A 26,393-nucleotide genomic window follows, 5' to 3' on the forward strand; every position below is an offset into this window, starting at 1 on the left:
CATGAAGGATGTGTTGAATCGTGCGCTGGCGGCTGTAGATCAGGTAGTGATGGGGAAGGAGCATGCAGTAAAACTGGCCGTAGCCTGCATCCTTGCTCGTGGCCACCTGCTGATCGAAGACCTGCCTGGTATGGGCAAGACCACGCTTTCCCAGGCTTTGTCACGGGTCATGGGCATGAGCTATCAGCGTATCCAGTTCACCAGCGATCTGCTGCCCGGCGACATTCTCGGCACCTCGGTTTTCGACCGCAATACGGCCCAGTTTGTCTTTCATCCAGGGCCGATTTTTGCCGAGTTGGTGCTGGCCGATGAAATCAACCGTGCCACTCCAAAAAGCCAGAGCGCATTGCTGGAGGCGATGGAGGAGTATCAGGTGACGGTTGACGGGGCCACACGGAAACTGCCGGATCCATTTTTTGTTATAGCTACCCAGAATCCGGTGTCCCAGGCTGGTACCTATGCCTTGCCCGAGTCTCAGCTTGACCGGTTTCTGATGCGCCTGTCCCTGGGCTACCCGGGGCCAGCCGCCGAGAAAGCGCTGCTCCTGGGTGAAGATCGCAATGCCCGTCTGGGTCGCGTGGAGCCGGTGCTGGACCGCGCGACTCTCAAGAGCCTGCAGGAGAGCGTGCCGCAGATCACCGCCAGCCCGGCAATCATTGATTACATACTCCGGCTGGTTAACCGCACCCGTGAAAGCCAGGTATGTGCCTGGGGCCTGTCGCCGCGCGCCAGCCTCGGTCTGTTGGCCGCGTCCCGCGCCTGGGCAATGCTCGAGCATCGCAGCTACGTGATCCCCGAGGACGTGCAGGCCGTATTGCCGTCGGTAGTCAGCCATCGCCTGCGCGCCAGTGAAGATCCGGCAGGCCACGGCGGTGGCGGTCTGGCCCAGTGGCTGCTGAATGAGGTGGAAGCGGTTTGAAGTCCGTGCAGCAACGCGCCAGGAGCCTGTTCGACAGATGGCTCACAAGACGCATTCCGGCCGCTGCGCGGATGACCCTGTCACATCGGCAAATCTTCATTGTGCCCACGCGCGCCGGGCTGGCGCTGCTGCTACTGCTGCTGATCATGTTGATCGGCGCGATCAACTATCAGAACAGCCTGGTGTATGGGGTGACTTTTCTGTTGGGCAGTCTCTTCTGGGTGTCGTTACACCACACGTACCGCAACCTCGCAAGTCTGGAAGTACATGCCGCAGGCAGCAGCCCGGTGTTTGCCGGAGAAATGGCGCCCCTTGATCTGAATCTGCTCGCACCACGGCACGAGCACCAGGCCCTGGTGTTTTCCTGGCCGGATGCTCAATCACGTCAGATCGACATAGAGCGCAATGGCGAGTCGCGCATCACCCTGTACTACCCTAGCAGCAAGCGTGGGTGGTTGAAGCCCGGGCGATTGCGAATCGAGACCCGTTATCCGCTTGGCTGGTTTGTTGCCTGGAGCCTTGTGGACCTGGACTGGCAGGTGCTGGTCTATCCACGGGCTATCAGTTTGCCACTTCCGGCGCTGGCCCTTGGAGGGGAGGGGGAAACCGAACAGCTGTTGGCCGAAGGTACGGACGATTTTCAGGGGCTGCGCGACTATCAGCCCGGCGACTCGCGCCGGCGCCTGGACTGGCGGGCTTATTCCCGCGGCCAGGGCCTGCACAGCAAGGTTTTTGCCGAACCGGCGGGAACAACGCACTGGCTTGATCTGGCCCACACGCCCGGTGCCGATATGGAGCAGCGCTTGAGCCACCTCGCTGGTTGGGTCATGCAGTTGGAACAGGCAGGCCAGCCTTATGGTCTGCAAGTGGGTGAGACGCGCATCGATCCTGGTATAGGGGTGCAACACCGCGATCGCTGCCTGCGCACCCTGGCATTATTCGGGAGCGGGCAATGAAATCGACAACACACAAGACCCACACCCTTATACCGCGAAACAGCCTTGCCTGGCTTCTCACTGCGCAGATTGTCGTGCTGCTGCCGCATCTGCCGCGTTTGCCGTTGTGGGTTACCGTCATATGGGTTGGGTGCGCCCTCTGGCGCGTGCAGATCCAGCGGATGCGCTGGGCTTACCCCGGAATCATATTCAAGACCCTGGGGATTGTGGCTATTGGGGCCGGCGTCTGGCTTACCGAGCGAACACTAATCGGCCTGGATGCAGCGGTAATGCTGCTGCTTCTGCTGTTCATGTTCAAACTGCTGGAGATGCGCAACCCCCGTGACGCGATCGTGGTGATCTACCTGGGTTTCTTTATTGTCGCTACCGCGTTTCTGTTCGACCAGTCGATCTTGCTGGCGCTGTATCAGTTGTTCTCCCTGCTGGTTCTCGTTGCGGCGCTGGTAGGTCTGCAGCAGACGGCGGGGCGTAACGACCCATCCCGTGCGCTGCGCACCGGGTCGGTGCTGTTATTGCAGGCGGTGCCGCTGATGCTGGTGCTGTTCTTTCTCTTCCCGCGTATCGGGCCGCTCTGGTCTGTGGATACACCCGGCGGCCGTGCAACTACCGGGCTTGCAGAAAGTATGGCGCCGGGAGACATAGCCGATCTTGCCCGGTCAAGTGAGCTGGCTTTTCGTGTTCAGTTCGATGAAGAGATTCCCGCCCACGATACGCTCTACTGGCGTGCACTGACGCTATCGAGCTTCGATGGCCGCAGGTGGAGTCATCTGGATTTTGCCTCACGTGCAGAGCCCGGTAACTGGGAGCCGCTTGGCGAGCCCATGGGTTATCAGGTAACCACGCGGGCTACCCAGCAGCCCTGGGTGTTCAGCTTGCGCGGAGCCACTACCAAGGATAAAAGGCTGGTACTGACCCGGGACTTCATGCTTCGCTCCCGCCGGCCGCTCAGCGATACCACCAGCTATCGGGCCACCTCCTACCAACAGAGCCTGCTTGAGCCACAAGGGCTGACCGAAACGCAGCAGCGCCTGTACACGATACTCCCGGAGGAGGTAGACCCGCGTAGCAGGGCCTTTGCAGCCGAACTGCGCAACCAATACCCCGATGACGCCGAGCTGGTCCAGGCGCTCCTGCGCTATTTCAATTCGGAACCGTTTTTTTACACCCTGCGACCCGAAACGCTCGGAGTGAATACCAATGATGAGTTTCTCTTTGATTCCAGGCGCGGTTTCTGCGCCCATTTCGCTGGTGCCATGGCTTTCGTGCTGCGCGCTGCGGGAATTCCTGCGCGCATCGTCGCTGGGTATCAGGGTGGCGAGATCAACCCTGCGGGAAACTATGTATTGGTGCACCAGTTTGACGCCCATGCCTGGGTTGAGGCTTGGCTGCCCGGTCAAGGCTGGACGTCGGTCGACCCTACCTTTCAGGTGGCACCGCAGCGCATCGAGCGCGGCATCCAGCAGGCACTTCAGGGCGAGGGCAGCTTTCTCGAGGACTCGCCACTCTCAGCTGCCCGCTACCGGGATATCAACTGGGTCAACAGGATCCGGTTGCAATGGGACGAGATCAATTTTCAATGGCAGTTGCGCGTGCTGGGATTTCAATCCGACAGCCAGGCGGGATTCTTTCAGCGCTGGCTGGGAACCACTGATTGGCAACGTATCGGTGTGATTCTGTTGGCCTGTGCCGCTTTGGTCATGATCCCCCTGGCATTGTGGACGCTGCGCCCCGGGCGCATGCCGCAGGATCCAAGGCGTCGATCCTGGGCACGGCTGGATCGACGGCTACAGCGGCTGGATTTGCAGGCCAAACGGGGCGAGGGACCGCGTGACTGGCAAGCACGCTTGAGTAGTGCATTGCCCGGCAGCAAAGCGGAACTGGCGGCGTACTTCGATGAGTATGTGCGTCAGACCTATGCGAGCGAGAGCCGAGCTGATCGCACCATGCAGGGGCAGCTGCACAATCTCGAGCGCATGCTGACCAGGTCTTTGCCTCGCAGGTTGCCACCTGGTCGCATCGCATCCCTTGATACGGACGACTTGCCCGGACGTTCCACCCGCCTATAATGAGGCTTGCCGCCACCCTGGCGTTTTCAATCTTGCAGCGGAGCACCCATGCATCCTTTCAGCGCTATCAAACCGCCCCCCCTTGCAGTCGGACTCGGGCTTGCCGGATTGATCCCCTTCGTCAGCGCAGCCCTGGGACTATGGGTGACCCCCGAGGCATGGCGGGAGCGGGTGATGGAGGAACTGCTCAATTACGCTGCAGTGATTCTCGCTTTCATGGGGGCGATTCACTGGGGCCTGGCCATGCGCGCGGACGAGGCCAGCGATCAGGCCCCAGTGCAACTGGGCCTGTCGGTCATACCCCCACTGCTGGGTTGGGTAGCCTTGAGCCTACCCATCGATTTGGCTCTACCCGTGTTTTTTGTCGCCTTTGCCGGACTGTATTTTGCAGACATCTGGGCGGTCAACCACGGTCTGGCGCCGGTCTGGTACCCGGCATTACGCAAGCCACTGAGCTTCGTGGTAATCGCTTCACTGCTGATTGCCTGGCTGGCAACCTGGGTGAACAGATAGCCGGTCGATCAGGATTTCTTGACGAATTCGGACTTGAGCTTCATCGGTCCGATACCGTCAATCTTGCAATCAATATCGTGATCGCCGTCTACCAGGCGGATGTTCTTCACCTTGGTTCCGACCTTGACTACCAGCGAAGTACCCTTGACCTTGAGGTCCTTGATCACGGTGACCACATCGCCATCCTCGAGCGGGTTGCCATTGGCATCGCGGATGACCGCCGCGCCGCCAACTGATCCGGATTCGGCTTCGGCTGACCATTCATTGCCGCATTCTGGGCAGACCAGCATCGCTGCATCCTGGTAGGTATACTCGGACTGGCACTGGGGGCAGGGTGGTAAATCACTCATGGGGTACCTGGCTATTGACTGGTTGGGAGGCGGAATGATGACCAGTCAATCGGCCTCTGTCCAATCGAACTCCATTTGCCGTGCAGTGGCTATCGCCAGATCACGGCCCGCCAGGCGCTCGACTAGGTGCAGGCTCATGTCGATCCCGGCGGAAATGCCGGCGGAGCTGACGACTCTGCCCTCGTCCACCCATCGCTGGTCTGACAGTACCGTCACCTGCGGAAATTGCTCGCGCAGATCGTCGATGTCCTCCCAATGCGTCGTGGCGCGGCGGTTGTCGAGCAATCCCGCCTTGGCTACCAGAAAGGCACCAGTGCAAACCGAAGCTACCAGACACTGCGTAGCGGCTTCCCTGATCCAGCTGATGACGTGCGGCTTTTCCAGTTCATCGGTGACCACGCCGCCGGGAATAACAAGCAGATCCAGATGGGGAGCATCCTCCAGGGAGTGGTCAGTGTGCACCAGTAATCCGGCCCGCGCCCGAACCGATGTGGTTTCAGCAAGCAAGGTTACATTGAATAACGGCGGGTCCTGGGGATGGGAGCGTGCCCACACTCGTGCTGCAGTGGTAAGGACTTCGAAGGGGCCGGCGAAATCGAGCACTTCCACGTCCTCGAATACGAAAATACCCACCTGCACCGTTCGTACTTCGTCCATGAATGTCTCCACTATTTCCTGATGGCCAACAGGCAAATCCCCACTACACTGGCGACGGCGCCACCGATGAAATACCACATGGTGTTGTCGGTATACCGGCCGGTTACTGTCTCTACCAATTGCTCCCCCACCGATTGTGATGATTGCCAGCCAAAGAACAGCATGATCAAGCCTGCGACCAGTAGAGCGATACCCATTATCTGCTGTGTTTTCATTATTGGAGCCTTATCCCTGGTGTATTGTGCCCGGGCAGTATTGCACGACCTGAGAGTGGCAAGAAGCCAGTTGCAAAAAGCTACGTCATCAATACAGCGGTTACCAGCTTCGAGTGGACATTCGCACAGGCGAATGTGTAGTGGCCGAAGTCCTGCTGCGTTGGCGCTACCCTCCTGGTCAGCCACCGAAGTCGGTGAAGGCTAATACCCCGGCGCCGCCTACATAAAGCGAGAGCATGAGCACGCTCTCGATCCCTATAGAATTGCCAGCAGGACGATCTGCATGATGTTCTGCACTGACGCGACTGCATGTTCCAGATTGATCCGCGGGTAGCTTATATCCGCCAATCCGAGAAACGCTGTTTGCACTGCAATCCCGCCCAGGGCATTGCTGATGGCCAGGGAGGGCCTGCCATCGAGGGCAGCGGTTATCGACGTGGTGAGCCCCGGGAGCGAGGTGACCATGCCCAGGAACACGCTGCCTGCCATGGCCTCGCCAATACCTGTGCGGTCGGCGAAGCGATCAGCGAGCCCTGCCAGCCAGGTGCCGGTGAACAGGATCACCACGCCAGCGAGGGCAAACAACCCGATGTTCTGCCACAGGGAGAGCGTTCCCAAGTCCATTATCAACTCCTTTGCTCTGAGCGCTGAGAGTTTGGACCGCCCGGCGGCCTGGGGGTTTCACCCGCTATCGGTACGGTTGCTGATCTTCATTCACAGTGAAAGCGGTGAACCCTCACCTTATTCCGACGTCACACCTAGAAGACATCCGAGGCAAGGAGGACAGCATGAGCGAAGACCACAAGCATCCTGGCGAGAACAACCTGCCGCACAAACCCACCCCGGACCAGGAGGAGCCGCTGGAGAACCTGGAGGGGCCCGTCGACGGGGAGAATCTCAACCAGGTGGACCCTGCCAAGCTACGCGAGAACCTGGAGGAAGAGGACAAGGACGATTGATGAAGGTGTGTGGGTAGGAAGCCCGCTTTTCAGCGGGCTTTTTGCACCTGTTGAGCCTGACTCGTCTCTCGGCAAACTACTCGGGATGGAGCGTTCTGGTGGGTAAAACAGCCAAAGTCATGCTGATCGTGCTGGTGCTACTGCTGTTGGCTGCCGGTACCCTGGTGTATTTCGTGCCCGAATCCCAATGGGCGCGCAACTGGATCGAGGATCAGGCAAGCCAGCGACTGGAAGGCCGCGAAGTGAACATAGCGGATATCTCGGTCGAGTGGGGCTGGCCGCCGGTATTCACGATCGAGGGCATTCGCATTGCCAATACCGAATGGGCCGAACACGAGTATATGGTCAACATTGACACGCTTGAGTTTGCACCGGCGATGGGAGATCTGCTGGGCGGTAAAATTGGCATGCAGCGCCTGATTCTGGAGCAACCCCGCGTGCATCTGGCCCGGCGTGCGGACGGCACGACCAATTGGGGTGAATTGACCAGCGAAGATGACAACGAGCCACCCATGGTGCCCGATACGCTGGCGATCGAGGACGGGCGGCTGACCTATCAGGATGCGCAGTTGGACGCGTCAATCGAAGCCAGCGTTGCGACCCGAACAGCGGCAGACAGCGATCGGCGTCTGATGGTTAGCGGGGAGGGCCAGTGGCAAGGCAAACCGCTGCATTTCGATGCCTGGGGCGCGGCCCCGCTGGAGGCGCTTGACGAAGAGGACGCCTATCCACTCAGGCTCGAGGGCAATCTGGGCGAGCTGCAGGTGCGCTTCGATGGCCAGGCGCGTGATCCGCTGCAGCCGCAGGTCATGCAAGGCAGTTTCGAATTGTCAGCACCCGAGGAAACGGAGCTGGCAACCATGTTCGGCTATCCGGATCTGGCATTCCCGTCCTTCCAGCTGCAGGGCCGGCTGGAGCGTGACGGACCGCGCTGGATGCTCGAGGAGCTGCAGCTTGAATCTGCCGAAACCGATATCGACGGCGAGATGACCCTGGTCCTCGAAGACCCGCTGCGTCTGGATGCGCAGCTGCACGCAACCAGTCTGGACCTGAATCGCTGGAACGTCCTGGAACGATTAACCGCCGAGCAGCAACAACCTGAAAGTGAGAACAAACAACCACTTGCCGAGCGTCTCGCCGATCAATTCGAGATGTTGCGAGGCCGTGAAATCGAGTTGGCGTTGAAGGTGGACGAGCTGCTCTACGGCAACCATTCACTGCGCAATCTGACCCTCACTGCCAGCCTCGACGAGCGAGAACTGAATGTCTCTGAACTGCAGGCGCAACAGGGCGACGGACAATTTCAAGCCAGTGGATCGCTGCTGCTGGAAAAGGATGATGTGACCGGAGAGATCAATGCCCAGGTCGAGCAGTTTCATCTGGGCGATGCGCTGGAGCCAATCCGCTCGACCGACCTCGGTACGCTGGATGGCGACCTGCATATACGCTTTCGCGAGGGCGTGATGACATTGCACGAGACCGAGGTGGCCTATGACGCTCCGGCCCAGCAATTCAGTATCCAGTTGCAGGCGGACTCCAGGCAGTTGCCCGACGACCCGGTGCCGGGCCTGCAGGCAAAGGGCACCGGCTTTCGCAACGGCGAGCCCTTTCGATTCGATCTTGAGCTCGGTCCGCTGCTTGATCTGACCGAGGCCCAGAAACCCTATCCGGTGAAAGGTACGCTCGCCTCTCGGGATACCACGCTCTATGTAGACGGCACCCTCGTCAGGCCGCTGGAACTGGCGTCGGTGGATACGCAGTTCCGGCTCGAAGGACCCAATCCCGACCGGATCAACGAGATTACCCAGTTGAGCCTGCCATCATTGCCGCCTTATCACATCGAGGGACGGCTGCGCTGGGATGACCCCATACTGCGTCTGACCGACTTCAGTGGCGGTTTTGGCGAAAGCCAGCTCTCGGGAGACCTGCGGCTGCGTACCGGAGAACCGCCCAAGATCTGGGCGACACTGTACTCGGAAAGCCTGGATTATGATGATCTGCGTCCGCTATGGGGCAGCCCGCCCGGTACCGGCGAAGGAGAAGTGGCCTCGGCAGAACAGCGCCGTGAGGCGCGGCGGCAGGAAGAGTCCGGTCGCTTCTTTTCCGATGAGCCCTGGAGTCCGGAGGCGCTGCGCCGCATGGACGCAGAGGTCGACCTGACCGCTGCCCACGTGTATGCCAAAGGGCTGCCTTTGCAGGAACTCGAGATGGAAATGGACCTGCAGGATGGGCAGCTCAATCTGCGGCCTCTCAGATTTGGTCTGGGCGGCGGGACCGTGGACACTGATATCCGCATCGACGCCGGTGGAGCTGAGGTGACAGGCCAGCTTGATGCGTCCGCCACTGGTGTGAACCTCAAGCCGCTGCTGCGCGACGATTTTCCAGACGTTGCCCGGGATTCGGCTGGCATCATCGGCGGGAAGGCGGATATGAGTTTCACCGGGCTATCGATGGCTGATTTCATGGCTGGCGCGGATGGCCAGCTGGAACTGGCAATGTCAGGCGGGCATCTGGATATGCTGGCCCTGGAACTGCTGGGCCTGGACGCAGGGGAGGCCCTGGTGGCCGCCCTGGCCGAGGCCGATCAGGTGCCGATCCGTTGTGCCTACGTTCGGCTGCAGGCCGATGGAGGGATGGTGGACCTGTCGCAGTTGTTCATGGATACCGACGACAGCAACTTTACCGGTAAAGGATCTATTGACCTGAGCACCGAGCAGATCGATATGGAGCTCGAGGGCCACCCCAAGGATGTCAGCGTATTTACCGCCAACTCTCCGGTAATGCTGCGAGGCACGCTGGATTCTCCCAGTGTCGAGGTCACCAGTACCGAGCTGTTCGCCAGGGGGGTTGCCAGTGTTATCGGCCTGGCGGTGGCTCCGCCACTGGCAATTCTGCCCTGGGTGGACGCGGGTATGGGCGAAGGCGTCGGGCCGGGGTGCCGCCAGGTATTGAGTGAATATGAGTCAGCGCGGTGAAAGCGGAATTTCAATGTAGCAGCAGACTGCTCATTGCAGACAATTTTTCACAATTGACCAGTATCAATTTTTCCCGATCAGCCCACGCGTAGCCTTGGGACACGGGCAACCAGATTGCCCATCCCCGGGTTAATGGAGTTCTGATCATGAAAACCTTCCTTTCCCTGCTCATGCTGTGGTTTGTCGCAGCATTCGCAGTGCCGGCTCTCGCCGAGCATCCGCGCGGCAGCGCAGACGTAGCCTATGTTCCCGATGTGACCTTCACCCTGCGCACTGATATCGCAGATGGCAAGCTGGTCTATGTCAGCGAGGCAGGGCCCACCAAGGGCCAGGTCAACCCCGATCTGAAGGTCGCCGAAGGCGCAGTTGTACAGATCAACGTGGTCAACGGCGATGGCGCGCTGCATGACCTGGCCATTCCAGAGTTCGACGTCAACTCCGATCAGATTGGCGGCAAGGGCTCTGCTACCGCAGTTGTGTTCCGGGCCAACAAGAGTGGCGTATTCGAATACCTGTGTACCTTGCCGGGGCACAAGGCGGCCGGAATGTTCGGCAAGCTGATTGTGGGCGATCCACAGGAGCAGCCGGAGAATGAATTCCCCGATCTTTCGAAGAATCCGAGCCAGGTGGGCGAGCCGGTTGGCAAGCGCGGACCCAAGGAGGTCAATATCGATCTGGAAACCACCGAGGTACAGGGTCGCCTGAGTGATGGCAGCAGCTATAAATTCTGGACATTCAACAACACCGTCCCCGGCCCGATGATTCGCGTGCGGGTCGGCGATACCGTCAATGTCAACATGAAGAACTCGATCGACAGCGCCCACATCCATTCAGTGGACTTCCATGCGGCGACTGGCCCTGGCGGCGGCGCAGCAGTAACCCAGGCGGCTCCGGGTCAATCCAAGAGCTTCTCGTTCAAGGCACTCGCGCCGGGCCTGTATGTCTACCATTGCGCCACGCCTATGGTCGCCCAACACATCACCAACGGGATGTACGGCATGATTCTGGTTGAGCCCGAGGGTGGTCTGAAGCCGGTCGACAAGGAGTTCTACGTGATGCAGGGCGAGCTCTACACTGCTCAGGCCCATGGTTCCGCAGGTCTTCAGGAGTTCTCGCTGGAAAAGATGCTGGACGAGAATCCCGGGCACATGATGTTCAATGGCTCCATGGACGCGCTGACCAAGACGTACAAGATGGAGTCCAGTGTTGGCGACGACGTACGGATCTTTTTCGGCGTCGGCGGCCCGAATCTGATATCGAGCTTCCATGTGATCGGCGAAATCTTTGACCGGGTATATGATCAGGCCTCCCTGACCAGCCCGCCGCTGACCGACGTACAAACTACCCTGGTGCCCGCTGGTGGCGCCACCATGGTGGAGTTCAAGACCGAGTACCCGGGCAAATACACCCTGGTCGACCACGCCCTGGCACGGGCAGAGAAGGGCCTGGTCGGTTTGCTCACCGTAAAGGGTGATGCGGATTCCGAGATCTTCCACAGCGAGGAGAAGGCAGCGGAGAACGCTGGTCACTGAGGGACTCTGCACAGTAGTAGGTAAGCACCGGGCCTGTCTTTACAGGCCCGGTTTCATTTCAGCTCTGGAACGGTCCGGCTCTGGCTGTCGTTGCTGGTCAGACGATGGCCGACCGGTGCCCACCACTGCGGTAGCAAGCTGCGCACTGCGCGCTGGCCAAAGCGATCATCCAGAAGAAATATCACGCCGCTGTCCTGCGGCGTGCGTATGACCCGGCCGGCCGCCTGAACAACCTTTTGCACGCCGGGAAACAGATAGGTGTAGTCATATCCGGTCCCCGCACCGAACATGCTCTGCATGCGACTTTTTATCTCCTCGTTGACCGGGTTTACCTGCGGCAGGCCGAGGGTGGCGATAAAGGCCCCGATCAATCGATCGCCGGGCAGGTCGATGCCTTCGCCGAAGGCACCGCCGAGCACGGCAAAGCCAATGCCGCGCGAATGCGGGGTGAAGCGTTTGAGAAAATCCTCGCGCTCGGTTTCACTCATGCTGCGTGACTGGACCCACACCGGGACTTCCGGATGGGCGCTGGAAAATGTCTCGAACACCTGTTGCAGATACGCGTAGCTGCTGAAAAACGCCAGATAGTTACCGGGTTGTCGTTCATACTGCTCGGCCATGATCTGGGTGATCGGCTGCAGACTGGTCGCGCGGTGTTGATAGCGGGTAGACAGATTGCCGGTAATCCGCACGTCCAGCTGCGCAGCCTCAAACGGCGATTCCACATCAAGCCACTGGTAGTCCTCGGACAGGCCAAGCAGATCGGCATAGTAACCGGCCGGACTCAACGTGGCTGAGAACAGGGTGCTTGAATGGGCCGCGGCGAAGCGCGGTGCCAGAAAAGGCGCGGGTACCACATTACGCAGACACAGGGTGGACAGGGTACGGGTGCCGCTTGAGGGCAGGCGGGAAATGTCAAACAGCGAATGCGGCCCGTAGGCTTCGGCCAGACGGCAGAAAAGCATGGCGTCGAGATAGAACCGCAGCAGGGCTGAGTCGTTGCCGTTGGGCTGGTCGGTCAGATGATCGGTTATGGCGCCAACTGCCTTCTGCAGGCTGATGATGAACAGGTCGGCGATAGCAGGATATACCTGATAGGGCGCTTCCTGATCCCGGTGCAACTGGTTCCAATGCCGGCCAACCCGGTCCAGCGCGCTCTTCAGTCCGGATGGAGCTACCTTTCGCAAGTCATTGAATCTGTTCTGATCCAGCTCTGCGGTATACATGCTCCGGCCACGTTCGATTAGATTGTGCGACTCATCCACCAACAGGGTGACGCGCCAGTCGTTGATCACCGTCAGACCGTAGAGCAGGGCGGTCATGTCGAAATAGTAGTTGTAGTCGCACACCACCACATCCGACCAGCGGCATAGCTCCTGGCTCAGATAATAGGGGCAGACCTGGTGCTCCAGTGCGACTTTGCGCACCGCCTGCTGATCCAGCCAGCGTAGCGCCAGGGCTGCCTTGCGTGCGGCAGGTAAACGATCATAGAACCCCTGGGCCAGCGGGCAGGATTCGCCATGGCAGGCGCGATCGGGGTACTCGCAGGCCTTGTCGCGAGCGACGTGTTCGAGTACGCGCAGGGGCATGTCCGCTTCCTGGCTGCGCAGGGTAGCCAGTGCGTCCAGTCCCAGACGGCGACCAGGCGTCTTGGCCGTGAGGAAGAACAAGCGGTCCAGTTGCTGGTCGGGAAAGGCCTTCAACTGTGGGAACAGTGTAGCCAGTGTCTTGCCGATACCGGTCGTGGCCTGGGCCATCAGCGTTTTACCATCCCGTGCTGCCCGGTATACCGCCTCGGCCAGTTGCCGCTGGCCGCGGCGATAACTTGGGTGCGGAAAACTCAGCTGCCGCAGGCTCTGGTCGCGTTCGACCCGGTGGGCTGATTCCTGCTCCGCCCAGGCCAGAAAGCGCGAGCATTGCAGCTCGAAGAACTCGCGTAGCGCCTGCGCCCCGAAACGCTCGCGCAGCACCGTTTCCTTCTGGCTGATGACGTTGAAATACACCACCGCGAGATCTACCTCCTCCAGATCCAGCTCCGCACATAGCAGCCAGCCGTAGATCTTGACCTGCGCCCAGTGCAGTAGTCGGTGATTGTGCGGAATGCGGCTGACATCACCGCGGTGCGTCTTGACCTCTTCGAGCAGATTCAGGTCGGGGTCGTAACCATCGGCGCGGCCGGCGACATGCAGGTTTTCATAGGTACCGCTCAGCACCACCTCACACAGGTAATTCTCACCTCGCCGGGATGCCACAGTCCGGTGCCCGGCCATACCCTCCTGGGCGGTGGGCGCCGGCGTGAAGCGCAGGTCGAGATCACCCTCCTTGGCGGTGAATTCACAAAGGCTGCGCACGGCAACGCGATAACTCATGCCTCGGCCCATTGCACATGGCACACATCCACGGGCATACCGTGCTGCTCACAAAAGGCGATCCAGCGGCGCTGATTGTCCTGCAGCCGATCACCGGGGCCCTTTACTTCGATCATCCGATAGCGTTTTTCCTGGGGCCAGAACTGGATCAGATCCGGCATGCCTGTGCGGTTGGCGCGTATGTCGCGCAGCATGCGCTCGAACCACTGCTGCAGGTGCGCGGGAGGCAGGCACAGCAGGGCCTGGTCCAATACCTCCGGACTCAGCCCCCAGTAGACAAACGGCGACTGAATACCCTGTTTTGCCATGTAGTTGTTGCGAATCACCTGCGGGTAGGTACCTGCCTGCAGATGCGCCAGGCAACCGCGAAACAGATCTTCCCGGCGCCGGTAGAAGTCGGTGCTATGCAGATCCACAGGGGCGCTGTGGAAGGGATGAAAGAATGCGCCTGGCAAGGGTGCGAATATCGCCTCCCAGCAGAGCAGACCAAAGAGGCTGCTGATCAGCGCGTTTTCCACGTAATACACAGGTGCCTGGGGCGTGGCGAGTTGCTCACTGACCGCGCGCTCAACCGAGCCGTGTTCGGGGCGCAGGAGCAACAGATCCATTCGCTTATGATCCTTGACCGCCGCAGCGCGCTGACGTGGTTGGCCCAGCTTGCGCGACAGCCTGCCCAGGGCTCGCTCGACCAGTTGCAATTCGCTCTCACTCTCCGGATTGGCCATGGCCAGCGTTGCCAGGGCATGGGCTTCTTCGTGATGGGCGAGTTTTTCGAGAATGCGCACGCGTCGCTGCCTGGCTCCGGCGTAATGGCAACGGCTGTATAGTGCGAGTGCGGATACCAGCGCGCCCTCACGTTCCAGTTGCCGCGCCATTCTGTAAAGCAGCTTGCCGTGACGCTCCTGCAGATAGGGATTGGGGCTGGAGAAATCGCCGACCTGCTGCTCAACCTGTTGAACTGGCCTGCCGGCTTCGAATGCCTCACGACAGGCATGCAGATGCAGGAAATCGTCAATATCCCTCCTGCAGCGAAAGCCGCGGGATTGGGGTGGAATATCCACCGCCTCATAGCGAAAGATCCCCAGATCGGCGAGTACAAACTCGGCCCAGGTCTGGTTCAGATTGCCGAAGAACATCAGCCGCAAACGATCACACAGATCATTGATTGTGAGGCTGTAAATGGTCTCTTCGCTGCCTGCGCACCACTGGGCAAAGGGCCTTGGTTCGGTATTGAAGCCTTCAGTGCAGGAGCCGCTCAAGGCTTCGAAGATGGCGCCCTTGGTGCTGGTGCGCAGCGTTGCGGCTGCGGGCAACTGAGCCACAAGCTCATCCTTGCGCAGCAGCGAGAAAAGCTCGCCCATATCGATTTCGCCATCGGTACGTAGCCAACCTAGCGCGCATAGCGGCGCAGCGGCCTGGGCTGTGGGACCAATTTCACTGTAATTCAGTTTGCTTGCACGAAAGTGCACACCCTTGCGCATGACCAGGCGCACCAGCAATGCCTGGGCCGGAGTGTCCAGCCCGTCAAATTGCCTGATGAACGCCAGCTCATCCGCCTCCAGCAGATCGCTGTAACGCTCACGCACCCAGGCAAGGGCAACACGGAAGTTGTCCAGGTAGTACAAGGGGCTGAGTTCAGGGGGAGTGGGAATCGACATCATCAAAGTCTACTAGTTATCTATCCAGTAGTCTGCTCTCTGGCCAGCGTCTGTTCAAGCGCCTGGTGCAAGAGCAGGCAGTCCCTAAGGGATGGGGAACCGAATGTGTACGTCGCAATTGGAGTAGAGTGCTGCTATTCGGGCTATACGCCATGTCGCCCGTAGAATCGCCAACGAGAGGTCTGCTTTGCGCATCATGTTGTCTGTGTTCACTTTCCTTATCATTCTGAGCAGCCTCTGGGCCGTTCTGGCCCTGTGGTTTCAGGCGCACTGGGGCATCGCCGGGCGCTACCTGTTTTCTGGCCTGTGGGTTGTCGGGTCACTTCTTCTCATCTGGCTGGCGTGGAAAGGGTCGGCGTGGCTGGGCATTGGCATCTATGTCATTGCCTTTGCAGGGCTGCTGTTCTGGTGGAATAGCCTCGAACCTAGCCACGACCGCGACTGGGCAGACGATCTGGCGCATATCACCACGGGAGAGGTGCAGGGCAGCACTGTTGTTCTGCACAATGTCCGTAACTTCAGCTGGCGCAGTGATCAGGATTACGACACCGTCTGGGAAACGCGCCAGTACGATCTCAACCAGTTGGCGTCGGTGGACGTGGTGACGTCCTACTGGGGTATCCCGGCCATTGCCCATATTCTGGTGTCGTTCGGTTTCAGTGATGGCCGGTTCATTACCTTCACCGTGGAGGTCCGGCGTGAGCAGACCGAGGTGTTCTCCGAGCTTGGCGGCTTCTTCAAGCAATTCGAGCTCGCCATCATCGCCAGTGACGAGCGTGATGTGATTCACGTACGCACCAATGTGCGCGGTGAGGATGCCTATCTGTACCGCGTCGAATTGTCCGATGCCGCCATGCGCTCGCTGTTTCTTGCCTATGTGAATCAGGCAAACCGGCTGGCCGAACAGCCGCGGTTCTATCAAACGGTCACCGCCAACTGCACCACACTGGTGTTCAAGATGATGCAGTCGATTGTCGACGGCTTACCCTTTGACTACCGGCTGCTGCTTTCTGGGTATTTGCCGTCCTATATCCAGAAGATGGGCGGTTTGCAGCCGGATGTGGCCATGGCCGAGTTGCGCCAGGCTGGACGCATTACGCTTCGGGCCAGGGAGGCTGGGCACAGCAAGAACTTTTCCAGGGTAATCCGACAAGGCGTGCCGGGTTGGCGATAGGTGGCGGAACCTTCGGCAAGGGTGTGTGCTCGAATAGATAATAATCTCTGAATGAGCACCACACCATGAATCACATCAGCCACCCGCTGCTTCTCGCGGGATTACTGGGAATCAGCATCAGCCTCGGCGTCCAGGCGCAACAGGCGCCGATCGTTGCCGCTGAGGCAGAACATATCGTTGCCGACCCGGAAATGCATGCCCAGGAACGCATGGAACGTTCCATAAGCCTGGTCGAGTCACGTGCCAATATCGAGCGAAGCCGGGGTATGCGCGGTGCCGCGGAACAGCTGCATCAGGTAGCGGACCTGTTGCGCAAAGCACCGCAGACCGGAGAAACGGCGCAATTGGCCGCCGAAGCGGTCATAGCGGTAGAGCGTGGCGCAATTACTGAGGCGATGGTGCTGGCCGAGAGCGCGGCTATGCTCGCAGAACGCACCGCCGGGCACTAACCGGGGAATTCAATTGCGAACCCGTTTGGCAGTATCGCTCATCATGATGCCCGCCCAGCGCGTCTGGGGGGAGGAGTCCAAGGCCAGTTTGGCAATCATCGTCAGCGGCACCGCCAACAGCATGCCTATGGGGCCGAATACGTAGCCCCAGAGTAATAACGAAATCAACACCACCAGTGGTGACAACCCCAGGCTGCGACCCATCAGGCGCGGCTCAAGGACGCTGCCGATAGCCGTATTGACCGCCACATACAATGCCAGCACCAGCAACCCTTCTACCGGGCCGATACCCATCATGGCGATGAGAACTGCGGGTATCGCAGCAATAATCGAACCGATCGTAGGAATGAAATTGAGCAGGCCGGCTACGATCGCCCAGAGCACGGCAAAATCGACGCCCATGAAGGTCAGTCCGATACCCACGATGACCCCGGTTGCAGTACTTGCCGCAGTCTTGATCACCAGATAGCGATACACCGAACGCAGGAAGCGTCTTCCGCGCACACGTGCACGCCTGCGCCCCGGAAAGGCAGCATTGAGCTTGCCGGCAAAGGTGCGTTCTTCCAGCAGAAGGAACATGAACGCCAGCAACACCAACAGGGTGCTGGCCGTGAATTGCCCCAGCCCACCGGCCAGATCCCGGGCAACCCCGGTAATGGTCGCGGTCGCCGGCAGCGGCACGGTAGCGGGCAAAAGCTCGGCAGGCAGACCCCGTGCGGCGATCATTTCCCGTAGCTCAACCGTCCAGCCGACAAACCGCGCCTGATAAAACGGCGCCTGGGTTGCCATGCTCTCAGCCGCACCCTTCAGGGCCAGAAATAGCAGGAAAAAGGTCAAGCCCACCACCGAAAACAACACCAATACCGACAACGGCCCGGGCACACCACGCCGCTGCATCCAGCTCAACGGCGGCGCACAGATAATCGCCAGAAAGGCCGCCAACAGAAAAGGCGTAAGAATATGGCTGATCGCCTTGAGGCCACCCAGCACAATGACCAATGCCGCAGCGCCGAGCAGCCATTGCACAGCTGTGGAGTAGGATCGGTTGGTTTGGGGCAGATAGGATTGCATCTGGGTTCCTGGATGAGAAAAGAATGCCGCCATCTTAATGGGAAATCACTCGAGCCTATAGTGTGGAACGCATCGAAAATGCGACTCTGTATCTATATTTGTTCTAAGGATAGGAGGTGAAACATGCCAAACATAGACACTTTTATGCGCGCCACCATAGACGAAGCCCGTGCCGGCCTGGCCGAGGGGGGAATCCCGATTGGTTCGGTTCTGGTACACGACGGCAGGATCATTGGCCGTGGGCACAATCGGCGAGTCCAGCAGGGCAGTGCGATCCTGCATGGTGAGATGGATGCGCTGGAGAACGCCGGTCGCCAACCCGCGTCCGTATATGCGTCCTCCACGCTCTATACCACGCTGTCGCCATGCGCGATGTGCACCGGGGCGATTCTGCTCTATGGCATTCCGCGGGTGGTAATCGGTGAGAACCGGACATTCATGGGTGAAGAAGCGCTACTCCGGGAGCGGGGAGTGGAGGTGGAGGTATTGCAGGACCCGGAATGTATTGAGCTGATGCGGTCGTTTATTGCGGCCAACCCCGAACTATGGAACGAGGATATCGGTAAGGAGCAGCATTGACCTGGGATTTTTTTCTGGCGCTATCGTCAGGCTCGACTATATTTTTCTGTAACAAATCAGTTGTCGGGTCTAGGGATGCGGACGATTCAGGTATTTGTTCTGGCAGTGGAGGCCATTACCCGGTTCGTGGGCCGGTGTTCGATGTATCTGATTTTTGTCATGATGGGCGTTCTGCTCTATTCCTCCCTGAGTAAATCCTTCTGGCAGCCTGCGGTCTGGACCCTTGAGTCCGCGCAATTTCTGATGGTGGCGTACTTCCTGCTGGGGGGCGCCTATTCCATGCAGCTGGATGCCCATGTGCGCATGGATCTGCTGTACAGCCGCTGGGCACCTCGCACCCGCGCAATGATCGACTCAGTCACCATACTGCTATTGATTTTCTTTCTGGTGTTCCTGCTTTACGGCGGTATTTCCTCGACCAGTTATGCGTTGGAATACGATGAAACCAGTTATTCAGCCTGGTCACCGCCGATGGCCCCGATCAAGATCGTGATGTGCATCGGTATCGGATTGATGCTGCTGCAAACCGTTGCGACGCTCTGCCGCGACGTGGCCCAGGCAGTGGGGAGGCCATTGCGATGAGTCACAACGCCATTGCGCTGCTGATGTTCTCCAGCATGATGGTGTTGTTGTTGACGGGTAAACGGGTATTCGGTGCCATTGGCTTTGTTGCGGTGGCGTCCGCACTGCTGCTCTGGGGTGATGGCGGTTCGGAAATGGCCTTCAGCTCGGCGATGAAGCTGATGAAGTGGTACCCGCTGCTCACCCTGCCGCTGTTCATCTACATGGGTTACATGCTCTCCGAATCCGGGCTGGCGGAAGACCTGTATCGCATGTTTCATGTGTGGATGGGCCCGGTGCATGGTGGTCTGGCGATTGGAACCATTGCCTTGATGGTGGCCATCTCGGCTATGAACGGTCTGAGTGTGGCGGGCATGGCGATCGGCGCCAGTATTGCGCTACCGGAACTGCTGCGCCGGGGTTACGACAAGATCATGGTGACCGGCGTTATACAGGCGGGGAGTTCGCTGGGTATTCTGATTCCGCCCAGCGTTGTGCTGGTGCTCTACGGCATGATCGCCCGTCAACCGGTGGGTCAGTTATGGTTGGCAGGCGTGTTTCCGGGCCTGCTGATGGCCGGATTATTTATCCTCTATATCGCGATCCGTTGCCGGCTGCAGCCGGAGCTCGGGCCCCCACTGCCGGAAGAGGAGCGTCAGCAGATTACCTGGCCGGAAAAATTGCGTCTGTTGCAGGCGGGTATCGTGCCGCTTTTCATCTTTTTTGCCATGACCGGTCTGTTTCTGCTGGGTTACACCAGCCTGGTAGAGAGCTCTGCAGTGGGTGCGGCCGCTGCAACCCTCGCTGCGCTGGTGAAAAGACGCCTGTCGCGCAAGGTATTTGAAGAGACTCTGCGCCGTACCCTGGCGATCAGCTGCATGTTCATGTGGATCATTCTTGCTGCATTGTGCTTTGGCGCGGTATTCGATGGCCTGGGTGCGGTCCGCGCTATTGAAACCTTTTTCCTTGAAAACCTCGGGCTTGGGCCTTGGCAGGTGCTGATTCTGATGCAGCTGTCGTTCATCGTCATGGGTATGTTTCTGGACGACACGGCGATGCTGGTGATTGTCGCGCCGCTGTACATACCCCTGGTTGGCGCACTGGGGTTCGACCTGATCTGGTACGGCGTGCTCTATACCATCACCTGCCAGATTGCCTATATGACGCCGCCGTTCGGCTACAACCTGTTTCTCATGCGCGCAATGGCGCCACCGGAAGTCAGCCTGCGCGACATCTATGTATCGGTAACGCCTTTCGTGCTGATCATGATGCTGGCGCTGATTCTGGTGATGGTTTTCCCCCAGATAGCCCTCTGGTTGCCCGAGTGGCACTACGGCGACTGATTTAATGCGGCCCGGCTTTGTGAGTGCCGGGGTCTTGGCTGGACAGATTGACGGCAGCGCACGCCGCTGCCCGACAGGGACACTGCACCGACCATGCTGGCCGTTGCAGCGCAATGTGGTGGTACGAAGTGGTTGTACAACCCTAAGACATCAATGGAGAGACCAGCATGACTTCGAGACGGAAATTTCTACAGAACGCAGCAATTGTCACCGGTGCCGTCGGCGCTTCAACCCTGGGCAGCGCCCATATCTACGCCCAGGAGCGCAAGAAAATCACCTGGCGCCTACAGACCTACGCCGGCCCCGCGCTGGCCGAGCACGTCATCAAACCTTCTATCGACGCCTTCAACAAGGCAGCCAATGGCGAGATGGAAATCGAGCTGTATTTCGCCGACCAGTTGGTGCCCACGGGTGAGCTGTTTCGCGCGATGCAGCGTGGCACCATTGATGCGGTGCAGAGTGACGACGACTCCATTGCGGCGCCGGTAGACGTATCGGTTTTCGGTGGTTACTTCCCCTTTGCCTCGCGATATAGCCTGGATGTGCCCACCCTGTTCGAGCGGTACGGCTTGAATGAGATCTGGGAAGAGGCCTATGGCGAGGTAAAGGGCGTGACCTGGCTGGGGGCGGGTGCCTGGGATCCCTGCAATTTCTCGACGGTCAAGCCGATCAGGTCACTTGAAGATCTCAAGGGCAAGCGCATCTTTACCTTCCCCACTGCGGGCAAATTCCTCACCCGTTTTGGCGTGGTGCCTGTCACGTTGCCCTGGGAAGACGTGGAAGTGGCCCTGCAAACGGGCGAGCTGGACGGCATTGCCTGGTCCGGTATCACCGAGGCCTATACGGTCGGCTGGGCTGATGTGACCAACTACTTTCTGACCAACAATATTTCCGGTGCATGGTGCGGCTCCTACTTCGCCAACGAGGAGAAGTGGAACGAGGTGCCCGAGCATCTCAAAACCCTGTTCAAGCTGTGCATGGACAGCTCCAATTACTATCGGCAGCACTGGTATTGGGGCGGCGAGGCGCAACTGCGGGTCGGGCGCAGCAAGCTGGAGCTGACCACTATTCCGGATGCGGAGTGGGCTACAGTGGAAGCAGAGGCGATGAAGTTCTGGGATGAGATTGCCAAGACCAGCCCGCGCTGCGCCAAGGTGGTGAATATCTTCAAGGAATATAACGCGCTGATGGCCAAGGCGGGGACGCCGTATCGTTGTTGAGGGCTTGCAGTAGTGCCATGCGCGGCGGCTGAAGCCGTGCGTGGCCACTGGCATGGGAAAATGGATTCCCGCATGCGCGGGAATGACGGTGCAGGTAGGGGACGAATATGCTCAAGCCCAGGGAAGTAAAAACCGCTGACGATGCACGGCGTATCGTCGAGGAACGCGGCATCAGCCATGTGAAAGTCGGGCTGTTCGACAACGATGGCGTTATGCGTGGCAAATACATGAGCCGCGAGAAGTTTTTCTCCTCGCTGGACCATGGGTTTGCTTTCTGCGATGTGGTGTTGGGCTGGGATGTGAAGGATCAGCTGTATGACAACGCACAGTACACCGGCTGGCATACCGGTTACCCGGATGCGCCGGTGCGCATCTTGCCACATAGCTGCCGCGATATTCCCTTCGAAGAGGGGATGCTGCTGTTTCTTGCCGAGTTCGACAAGCAGGCAGAGGCGGTTTGCCCCCGCGGTACCCTGCGGCGGGTGATCGAACGCTGCCAGGGCATGGGGTACGAACCCTTTGCCGCCCTGGAATACGAATTTTTCATGTTCAATGAAACGCCCGAGTCGGCCCGCGCCAAAGGCTACCGCGATCTGACGCCTTTCACCCCGGACTGGTTTGGTTACTCGATGATTCGCAACTCGGTGCATGCCGAGCTATACCACGACATTCTCGCGATGGGCGAGAAAATGGATTTTCCCATCGAGGGTCTGCATACCGAAACGGGCCCCGGAGTGCTTGAAGCAGCGATTGGCGTAGACGGTGCCGAAGCCGCGGCAGACAAGGCAGCCCTGTTCAAGACTTTCATGAAGGTACTGGCCCAACGCCGGGGCATGATGGCCACATTCATGGCCAAATGGTCGGGAAAATACCCTGGTCAAAGCGGCCATATACACGTTTCGCTCCGAGATAAAAATACATATAAATCAGCATTCTACGACGCAAATGAAAAGCACTGCATGAGCAAGCTGCAGCGGCATTTTCTGGCTGGTCAGCAGCGGCTGATGCCGGAAATGCTGTGCATGGTGGCTCCCACACTGAACAGTTACCGCAGGATGATTCCGGGCTTCTGGGCGCCGACCGATGCGACATGGGGAGTGGAGAACCGTACGGCCGCACTTCGCGTGATTCCGGGTAGCGACAAGTCTCAGCGGCAGGAATATCGTCTGGGATCAGCCGATGGCAATCCCTACCTGGCATTGTCGGTTGCGCTGGCTTCCGGGCTCTACGGCATCATGCATGGATGGGAGCCGACAGATCCGGTGGAAGGCAATGCCTACGCCATGACTCACGCTCCGGAGCTGGCTTTGCCACGCACTCTGTGGGACGCAGCGCAACGCCTGCGACAGTCCGAGGCAGCCCGTGAGCTGTTTGGTGATGCCTTTGTCGAGCATTTTGCCGCCAGCCGGGAGTGGGAAGAGCGTGAATACCGTCGCCATGTGAGCGATTGGGAGCTGGACCGTTATTTCGAAATTATCTAGGAGCCTACGATGACCAAACGTCTGCAAACCCTGTCGCCGATTGATGGCTCGGTTTACGTTGAACGTGACCTTGCAACCGCTGAAGAAATCCAGGCGGTACTTGAATTGGCAGTCGGTGCCCAGCGCCGCTGGCGGACGGTTCCGGTGGCTGAACGTGTGGCTATTGTCCGCAAGGCCGTGGCTATATTCAGCTCCCGGGAAAGCGATCTGGCCATTGAACTAAGCTGGATGATGGGACGACCGATCCGCTTTGCCGCTGGCGAGATCAAGGGCTTTGTTGAGCGTGCGACCTATATGGCAGATATCGCCGAAGCCAGCCTGGCCGATCTGCAACTGCCGGCAAAAGAGGGCTTCAAGCGTTTTATCCGCCGCGAGCCCCTGGGGGTATCGCTGGTTATTGCACCATGGAATTTTCCCTATCTGACGGCGGTCAATGCGGTTGTTCCAGCTTTGCTGGCGGGCAATGCGGTGCTGCTCAAGCACTCGGCGCAAACGCCCCTGTGCTCAGAACGCATGGTGGCTGCGTTCACCGAGGCCGGTCTGCCGGGCGGTGTTTTTCAGTTTTTGCACATGGATCATGCCGATACCGAGACTCTGATTCAGTCGCCGGGCCTGGCTCATGTGGCTTTCACCGGGTCTGTGGGCGGTGGCGAAAAAGTCGAGCAGGCCATGGCCGGCCGGTTCCTATCCAGTGGCTTGGAGCTTGGGGGCAAGGATCCGGCCTACGTGCGCGCCGATGCTGATCTAACCCATGCAGTCGAGACCGCGATGGACGGGGCCTTCTTCAATTCCGGCCAGTCCTGTTGCGGTATCGAGCGAATCTACGTGCACGACTCGGTGCACGACGCCTTTATCGAGCAGGCGGTTGCGCTGGTCAACGGGTACAAGCTTGGGCGTTCCGATGATCCGGATACAACTCTGGGTCCGGTGGTAAAGCCTGAGTCGGCCGCCTTTATTCGCAGTCAGATTGCCGATGCCATCTCACAGGGAGCAAAGGCATTGATTGATGAAGCGCATTTTCCGATGGACGAGGCGGGCAGTGCCTATCTGGCGCCGCAGATCCTGACTGACGTCAATCACGGTATGCGCATCATGACCGAGGAGTCCTTCGGCCCCGTGGTGGGCATCCAGCGGGTAAGCAGCGACGAGGAGGCGATCGCCTTGATGAACGACAGTGAGTATGGCCTGACCGCGGCGATTTTCAGCCAGGATGTGGATGTTGCGCTGGCGCTGGCTGATCAGCTCCAGACCGGCACGGTGTTTCTAAACCGCTGCGACTATCTGGATCCGGCGCTGGCCTGGACCGGGGTGAAGCACTCGGGCCGGGGCTGTACGCTGTCGAGTGTGGGTTATGAGCATCTCACCCGCCCGAAATCCTTTCACTTCAAGATTCTTTCGTGAGGCCTGTGATGGACATGCAGCAATACAAGATGAACTGGAATTACCCGACCGCGGTGCGGGTGGGGGCCGGGCGCGTGGCTGAACTCGCCGATGCCTGTCGCGCCCTGGGCATGAGTGCACCTCTACTGGTGACAGACCCTGGACTGGCGGCTTTGCCGATGGTGGCCAGGACAGTGCAGCAGTGCAGGGAGCAGGGGCTGCAAGTGGAGGTGTTTTCGGCGATCAAGGGCAATCCGACCGGCCAGAATGTGATGGATGGTGTAGTGGTTTACCGTCTCGGGCATCACGATGGCGTTATTGCCTTTGGTGGAGGCTCGGCTCTGGATGCGGCCAAGGCGATAGCGCTGATGGCCGGACAGGATCGGCCCTTGTGGGATTTCGAGGATGTGGGCGATAACTTTTTGCGTGTAAACGAGGCTGGTATGGCCCCTGTGGTTGCCATCCCGACCACCGCCGGCACCGGCTCGGAGGTTGGCAGAGCATCCGTTATTACTGATGAAGCCGCGCAGCTCAAGCGGATCATTTTCCATCCGAAAATGCTCCCGGCTCTGGTTATTCTCGACCCGGAATTGACCACGGCTTTACCGCCGGGTATCACCGCCGCCACTGGCATGGACGCACTGTCGCACAACCTTGAAGCCTACTGCTCGCCACTGTTTCATCCGATGGCTGAAGCCATTGCGCTGCAAGGCATGCGCTTGATCAGAGACTACCTGCCGCGGGCTGTAGCTGACGGCAATGACCTGGAAGCCAGGTTGAAGATGCTGGTGGCCTCCAGTATGGGCGCGACGGCGTTTCAGCGCGGTCTAGGCGCAATGCACGCGCTGGCGCATCCGCTCGGCGCCCTATACGATGCGCACCACGGTACGCTCAATGCGGTGCTGATGCCTTATGTGCTGGTAGCCAATCGCGGCAGTATTGAAGATCAGATGGAGGTGTTGGCGCGCCACCTGCAGTTGCCGAAACCCGGGTTCGACGGAGTGCTCGATTGGGTGCTCAAACTGCGCAGCGATATGGGCATTGTCCATACTCTGGCCGATCTCGGTATAGACGAAAGCCGCGCAGATCTGATTGCGCAGATGGCGATTGTCGATGGGGCTGCAGGTACCAACCCCATCGCCCATGATGAAAAAAAGTATCGAGAAATATTCATAAACGCAGTTAAAGGTGTGTTGTAAGTACATGAAAATAGGTCTTTTACAGTGTGATGATGTGGCTGAAGATTTGCAGGCCGCCCATGGTAACTATCCGCAAATGTTCGAGGACTTGCTCCGGGGTCAGATACCGGGCCTGCAGTTGACGACCTACCGCGTGATGGACGGGGAGTATCCCGAGCGTCTGGATGAGCACGATGCGTATTTCACTACGGGCAGCAAGTTCGGTGTGAATGATGGCTTGGTCTGGATCGATGTGCTTGAGGAGTTCGTGCGTCAGTTATGGCACCAGCGCATTCCCCTCATTGGCGTCTGTTTCGGCCATCAGCTTATGGCCAAGGCGCTTGGCGGCGAAGTCGGCAAGTCTGAAAAGGGCTGGGGTGTAGGGGTGTCATTCAATCAGGTGGTCACGCGCAAGAGCTGGATGGACCCCTGGCAGGAAAAGCTGGACTTGATCGTCAGCCATCAGGATCAGGTAATGCGCCTACCCGCCGATGCCGCTGCCGAGGTGTTGGTCAGCAGCATTTTCTGCCCCTATTACGTTGTGCAGTACGATAACCATTTCATGAGCGTGCAGGGCCATCCGGAATTCTGCAAAACCTATTCACGGGACCTGATGGATATGCGTCGGGGCGCCATACCTGATGAACGGTTGCGACAGGGCCATGCGTCACTCGATGCCGAGGTGGACGCGGACGTGATGATGCGCTGGGTGCTCAACTTTCTGACGCAGGCTGCGCAGCAATCACCCGCGGCATGAAAAACCTTGGCATGCAGCCCTCAGCCGGTAA

24 protein-coding genes are annotated in these 26,393 nt (G+C 59.1%); 17 read left to right on the plus strand and 7 right to left on the minus strand.

Translation table 11 applies throughout. The features are described from left to right. Position 1: 1 nt before the first annotated feature. Genes FZF01_RS03865 through FZF01_RS03880 form a run of 4 tightly spaced genes read left to right on the plus strand, consistent with a single transcriptional unit; the run spans position 2 to position 4,454 of the window. Entirely contained in the window at positions 2-919 is a 918-nt protein-coding gene (locus FZF01_RS03865; RefSeq protein ID WP_150276816.1) for an AAA family ATPase, read from the plus strand. Positions 920-924: 5 nt separating this feature from the next. After that, a complete protein-coding gene (locus FZF01_RS03870; protein WP_150277104.1) occupies positions 925-1,875 on the plus strand; it encodes a DUF58 domain-containing protein in 951 nt (316 codons plus the stop codon). Next, complete coding sequence (locus FZF01_RS03875) at positions 1,872-3,941, plus strand: transglutaminase family protein (protein ID WP_150276818.1); 2,070 nt, start codon at positions 1,872-1,874, stop codon at positions 3,939-3,941. Before FZF01_RS03870 ends, FZF01_RS03875 begins: the two co-directional genes overlap by 4 nt. 48 nt (positions 3,942-3,989) lie before the next feature. Further along, a complete protein-coding gene (locus FZF01_RS03880) occupies positions 3,990-4,454 on the plus strand; it encodes a DUF3429 domain-containing protein (RefSeq protein ID WP_150276820.1) in 465 nt (154 codons plus the stop codon). 8 nt (positions 4,455-4,462) lie between these two features. Here the strand turns inward: FZF01_RS03880 and FZF01_RS03885 are convergent, their stop codons facing one another. The 4 genes from FZF01_RS03885 to FZF01_RS03900 all read right to left on the minus strand — a co-directional run bounded on the left by FZF01_RS03885 (position 4,463) and on the right by FZF01_RS03900 (position 6,300). Next, entirely contained in the window at positions 4,463-4,804 is a 342-nt protein-coding gene (locus FZF01_RS03885; protein ID WP_150276821.1) for a zinc ribbon domain-containing protein YjdM, read from the minus strand. Between the two features lie 45 nt (positions 4,805-4,849). Further along, complete coding sequence (locus FZF01_RS03890; protein ID WP_150276823.1) at positions 4,850-5,461, minus strand: DJ-1/PfpI family protein; 612 nt, start codon at positions 5,459-5,461, stop codon at positions 4,850-4,852. A gap of 11 nt (positions 5,462-5,472) precedes the next feature. After that, positions 5,473-5,676 (minus strand): DUF3185 family protein, encoded by a 204-nt coding sequence (locus tag FZF01_RS03895; RefSeq protein ID WP_150276824.1) that lies wholly within the window; start codon positions 5,674-5,676, stop codon positions 5,473-5,475. Between the two features lie 255 nt (positions 5,677-5,931). Further along, positions 5,932-6,300, minus strand: a complete 369-nt coding sequence (locus FZF01_RS03900; protein WP_150276826.1) for a hypothetical protein — start codon at positions 6,298-6,300, stop codon at positions 5,932-5,934. A gap of 164 nt (positions 6,301-6,464) precedes the next feature. Between FZF01_RS03900 and FZF01_RS19380 the strand changes: the two genes are divergently transcribed. From FZF01_RS19380 to nirK, 3 genes are all read left to right on the plus strand, one after another. Beyond that, positions 6,465-6,635 (plus strand): hypothetical protein, encoded by a 171-nt coding sequence (locus FZF01_RS19380; protein ID WP_188434445.1) that lies wholly within the window; start codon positions 6,465-6,467, stop codon positions 6,633-6,635. A 98-nt stretch (positions 6,636-6,733) separates the two neighbouring features. Beyond that, the gene (locus tag FZF01_RS03905; protein ID WP_150276827.1) at positions 6,734-9,610 is read left to right on the plus strand and encodes an AsmA family protein; all 2,877 of its coding nucleotides are present in this window, start codon (positions 6,734-6,736) and stop codon (positions 9,608-9,610) included. Between the two features lie 146 nt (positions 9,611-9,756). Further along, entirely contained in the window at positions 9,757-11,142 is a 1,386-nt protein-coding gene (gene nirK, locus FZF01_RS03910; RefSeq protein WP_223825377.1) for a copper-containing nitrite reductase, read from the plus strand. Positions 11,143-11,195: 53 nt separating this feature from the next. On the opposite strand, the gene FZF01_RS03915 is transcribed toward nirK, so the two are convergent. Both FZF01_RS03915 and FZF01_RS03920 read right to left on the minus strand, forming a co-directional pair. Then, the gene (locus tag FZF01_RS03915; protein WP_150276829.1) at positions 11,196-13,511 is read right to left on the minus strand and encodes an ATP-dependent DNA helicase; all 2,316 of its coding nucleotides are present in this window, start codon (positions 13,509-13,511) and stop codon (positions 11,196-11,198) included. Further along, positions 13,508-15,169: a VRR-NUC domain-containing protein gene (locus FZF01_RS03920; protein WP_308420821.1), complete on the minus strand. Its 1,662-nt coding sequence runs from the start codon at positions 15,167-15,169 to the stop codon at positions 13,508-13,510. Before FZF01_RS03920 ends, FZF01_RS03915 begins: the two co-directional genes overlap by 4 nt. A gap of 196 nt (positions 15,170-15,365) precedes the next feature. Between FZF01_RS03920 and FZF01_RS03925 the strand changes: the two genes are divergently transcribed. Together FZF01_RS03925 and FZF01_RS03930 are read left to right on the plus strand one after the other, a co-directional pair. Further along, entirely contained in the window at positions 15,366-16,343 is a 978-nt protein-coding gene (locus tag FZF01_RS03925; protein WP_150276833.1) for an Lnb N-terminal periplasmic domain-containing protein, read from the plus strand. 65 nt (positions 16,344-16,408) lie between these two features. Then, complete coding sequence (locus tag FZF01_RS03930) at positions 16,409-16,792, plus strand: hypothetical protein (RefSeq protein ID WP_150276835.1); 384 nt, start codon at positions 16,409-16,411, stop codon at positions 16,790-16,792. A gap of 9 nt (positions 16,793-16,801) precedes the next feature. Here the strand turns inward: FZF01_RS03930 and FZF01_RS03935 are convergent, their stop codons facing one another. After that, positions 16,802-17,863 (minus strand): AI-2E family transporter, encoded by a 1,062-nt coding sequence (locus FZF01_RS03935; RefSeq protein ID WP_150276837.1) that lies wholly within the window; start codon positions 17,861-17,863, stop codon positions 16,802-16,804. Between the two features lie 132 nt (positions 17,864-17,995). Between FZF01_RS03935 and FZF01_RS03940 the strand changes: the two genes are divergently transcribed. The 8 genes from FZF01_RS03940 (at position 17,996) to FZF01_RS03975 (ending at position 26,362) form a co-directional block, all read left to right on the plus strand. After that, a complete protein-coding gene (locus FZF01_RS03940) occupies positions 17,996-18,442 on the plus strand; it encodes a nucleoside deaminase (protein ID WP_150277106.1) in 447 nt (148 codons plus the stop codon). A gap of 141 nt (positions 18,443-18,583) precedes the next feature. Next, positions 18,584-19,024, plus strand: coding sequence for a TRAP transporter small permease subunit (locus FZF01_RS03945; RefSeq protein ID WP_150277107.1), 441 nt, complete (start codon positions 18,584-18,586; stop codon positions 19,022-19,024). Continuing rightward, entirely contained in the window at positions 19,021-20,346 is a 1,326-nt protein-coding gene (locus FZF01_RS03950) for a TRAP transporter large permease (protein ID WP_150276839.1), read from the plus strand. Before FZF01_RS03945 ends, FZF01_RS03950 begins: the two co-directional genes overlap by 4 nt. A gap of 167 nt (positions 20,347-20,513) precedes the next feature. Next, complete coding sequence (locus FZF01_RS03955; protein ID WP_150276841.1) at positions 20,514-21,566, plus strand: TRAP transporter substrate-binding protein; 1,053 nt, start codon at positions 20,514-20,516, stop codon at positions 21,564-21,566. Positions 21,567-21,673: 107 nt separating this feature from the next. After that, complete coding sequence (locus FZF01_RS03960; protein ID WP_150276843.1) at positions 21,674-23,047, plus strand: glutamine synthetase family protein; 1,374 nt, start codon at positions 21,674-21,676, stop codon at positions 23,045-23,047. 9 nt (positions 23,048-23,056) lie between these two features. Beyond that, positions 23,057-24,448, plus strand: a complete 1,392-nt coding sequence (locus FZF01_RS03965; RefSeq protein WP_150276845.1) for an aldehyde dehydrogenase family protein — start codon at positions 23,057-23,059, stop codon at positions 24,446-24,448. Between the two features lie 8 nt (positions 24,449-24,456). Continuing rightward, entirely contained in the window at positions 24,457-25,626 is a 1,170-nt protein-coding gene (locus FZF01_RS03970) for an iron-containing alcohol dehydrogenase (protein ID WP_150276847.1), read from the plus strand. Between the two features lie 4 nt (positions 25,627-25,630). Continuing rightward, on the plus strand, positions 25,631-26,362 hold the full coding sequence (locus FZF01_RS03975; RefSeq protein WP_150276849.1) for a glutamine amidotransferase-related protein: 732 nt from the start codon (positions 25,631-25,633) through the stop codon (positions 26,360-26,362). Positions 26,363-26,393 lie beyond the last annotated feature (31 nt).

The organism is Halopseudomonas salina, assembly GCF_008641105.1.

Coding starts and splice junctions, on each gene's coding strand:
- FZF01_RS03955 (WP_150276841.1), top strand. CDS start 20,514: ATGACTTCGAGACGGAAATTTCTACAGAACGCAGCAATTGTCACCGGT.
- FZF01_RS03915 (WP_150276829.1), bottom strand. CDS start 13,511: ATGAGTTATCGCGTTGCCGTGCGCAGCCTTTGTGAATTCACCGCCAAG.
- FZF01_RS03875 (WP_150276818.1), top strand. CDS start 1,872: ATGAAATCGACAACACACAAGACCCACACCCTTATACCGCGAAACAGC.
- FZF01_RS03975 (WP_150276849.1), top strand. CDS start 25,631: ATGAAAATAGGTCTTTTACAGTGTGATGATGTGGCTGAAGATTTGCAG.
- nirK (WP_223825377.1), top strand. CDS start 9,757: ATGAAAACCTTCCTTTCCCTGCTCATGCTGTGGTTTGTCGCAGCATTC.
- FZF01_RS03965 (WP_150276845.1), top strand. CDS start 23,057: ATGACCAAACGTCTGCAAACCCTGTCGCCGATTGATGGCTCGGTTTAC.
- FZF01_RS03920 (WP_308420821.1), bottom strand. CDS start 15,169: ATGTCGATTCCCACTCCCCCTGAACTCAGCCCCTTGTACTACCTGGAC.
- FZF01_RS03960 (WP_150276843.1), top strand. CDS start 21,674: ATGCTCAAGCCCAGGGAAGTAAAAACCGCTGACGATGCACGGCGTATC.
- FZF01_RS03880 (WP_150276820.1), top strand. CDS start 3,990: ATGCATCCTTTCAGCGCTATCAAACCGCCCCCCCTTGCAGTCGGACTC.
- FZF01_RS19380 (WP_188434445.1), top strand. CDS start 6,465: ATGAGCGAAGACCACAAGCATCCTGGCGAGAACAACCTGCCGCACAAA.
- FZF01_RS03930 (WP_150276835.1), top strand. CDS start 16,409: ATGAATCACATCAGCCACCCGCTGCTTCTCGCGGGATTACTGGGAATC.
- FZF01_RS03895 (WP_150276824.1), bottom strand. CDS start 5,676: ATGAAAACACAGCAGATAATGGGTATCGCTCTACTGGTCGCAGGCTTG.
- FZF01_RS03890 (WP_150276823.1), bottom strand. CDS start 5,461: ATGGACGAAGTACGAACGGTGCAGGTGGGTATTTTCGTATTCGAGGAC.
- FZF01_RS03885 (WP_150276821.1), bottom strand. CDS start 4,804: ATGAGTGATTTACCACCCTGCCCCCAGTGCCAGTCCGAGTATACCTAC.
- FZF01_RS03950 (WP_150276839.1), top strand. CDS start 19,021: ATGAGTCACAACGCCATTGCGCTGCTGATGTTCTCCAGCATGATGGTG.
- FZF01_RS03925 (WP_150276833.1), top strand. CDS start 15,366: ATGTTGTCTGTGTTCACTTTCCTTATCATTCTGAGCAGCCTCTGGGCC.
- FZF01_RS03970 (WP_150276847.1), top strand. CDS start 24,457: ATGGACATGCAGCAATACAAGATGAACTGGAATTACCCGACCGCGGTG.
- FZF01_RS03865 (WP_150276816.1), top strand. CDS start 2: ATGAAGGATGTGTTGAATCGTGCGCTGGCGGCTGTAGATCAGGTAGTG.
- FZF01_RS03935 (WP_150276837.1), bottom strand. CDS start 17,863: ATGCAATCCTATCTGCCCCAAACCAACCGATCCTACTCCACAGCTGTG.
- FZF01_RS03900 (WP_150276826.1), bottom strand. CDS start 6,300: ATGGACTTGGGAACGCTCTCCCTGTGGCAGAACATCGGGTTGTTTGCC.
- FZF01_RS03945 (WP_150277107.1), top strand. CDS start 18,584: ATGTATCTGATTTTTGTCATGATGGGCGTTCTGCTCTATTCCTCCCTG.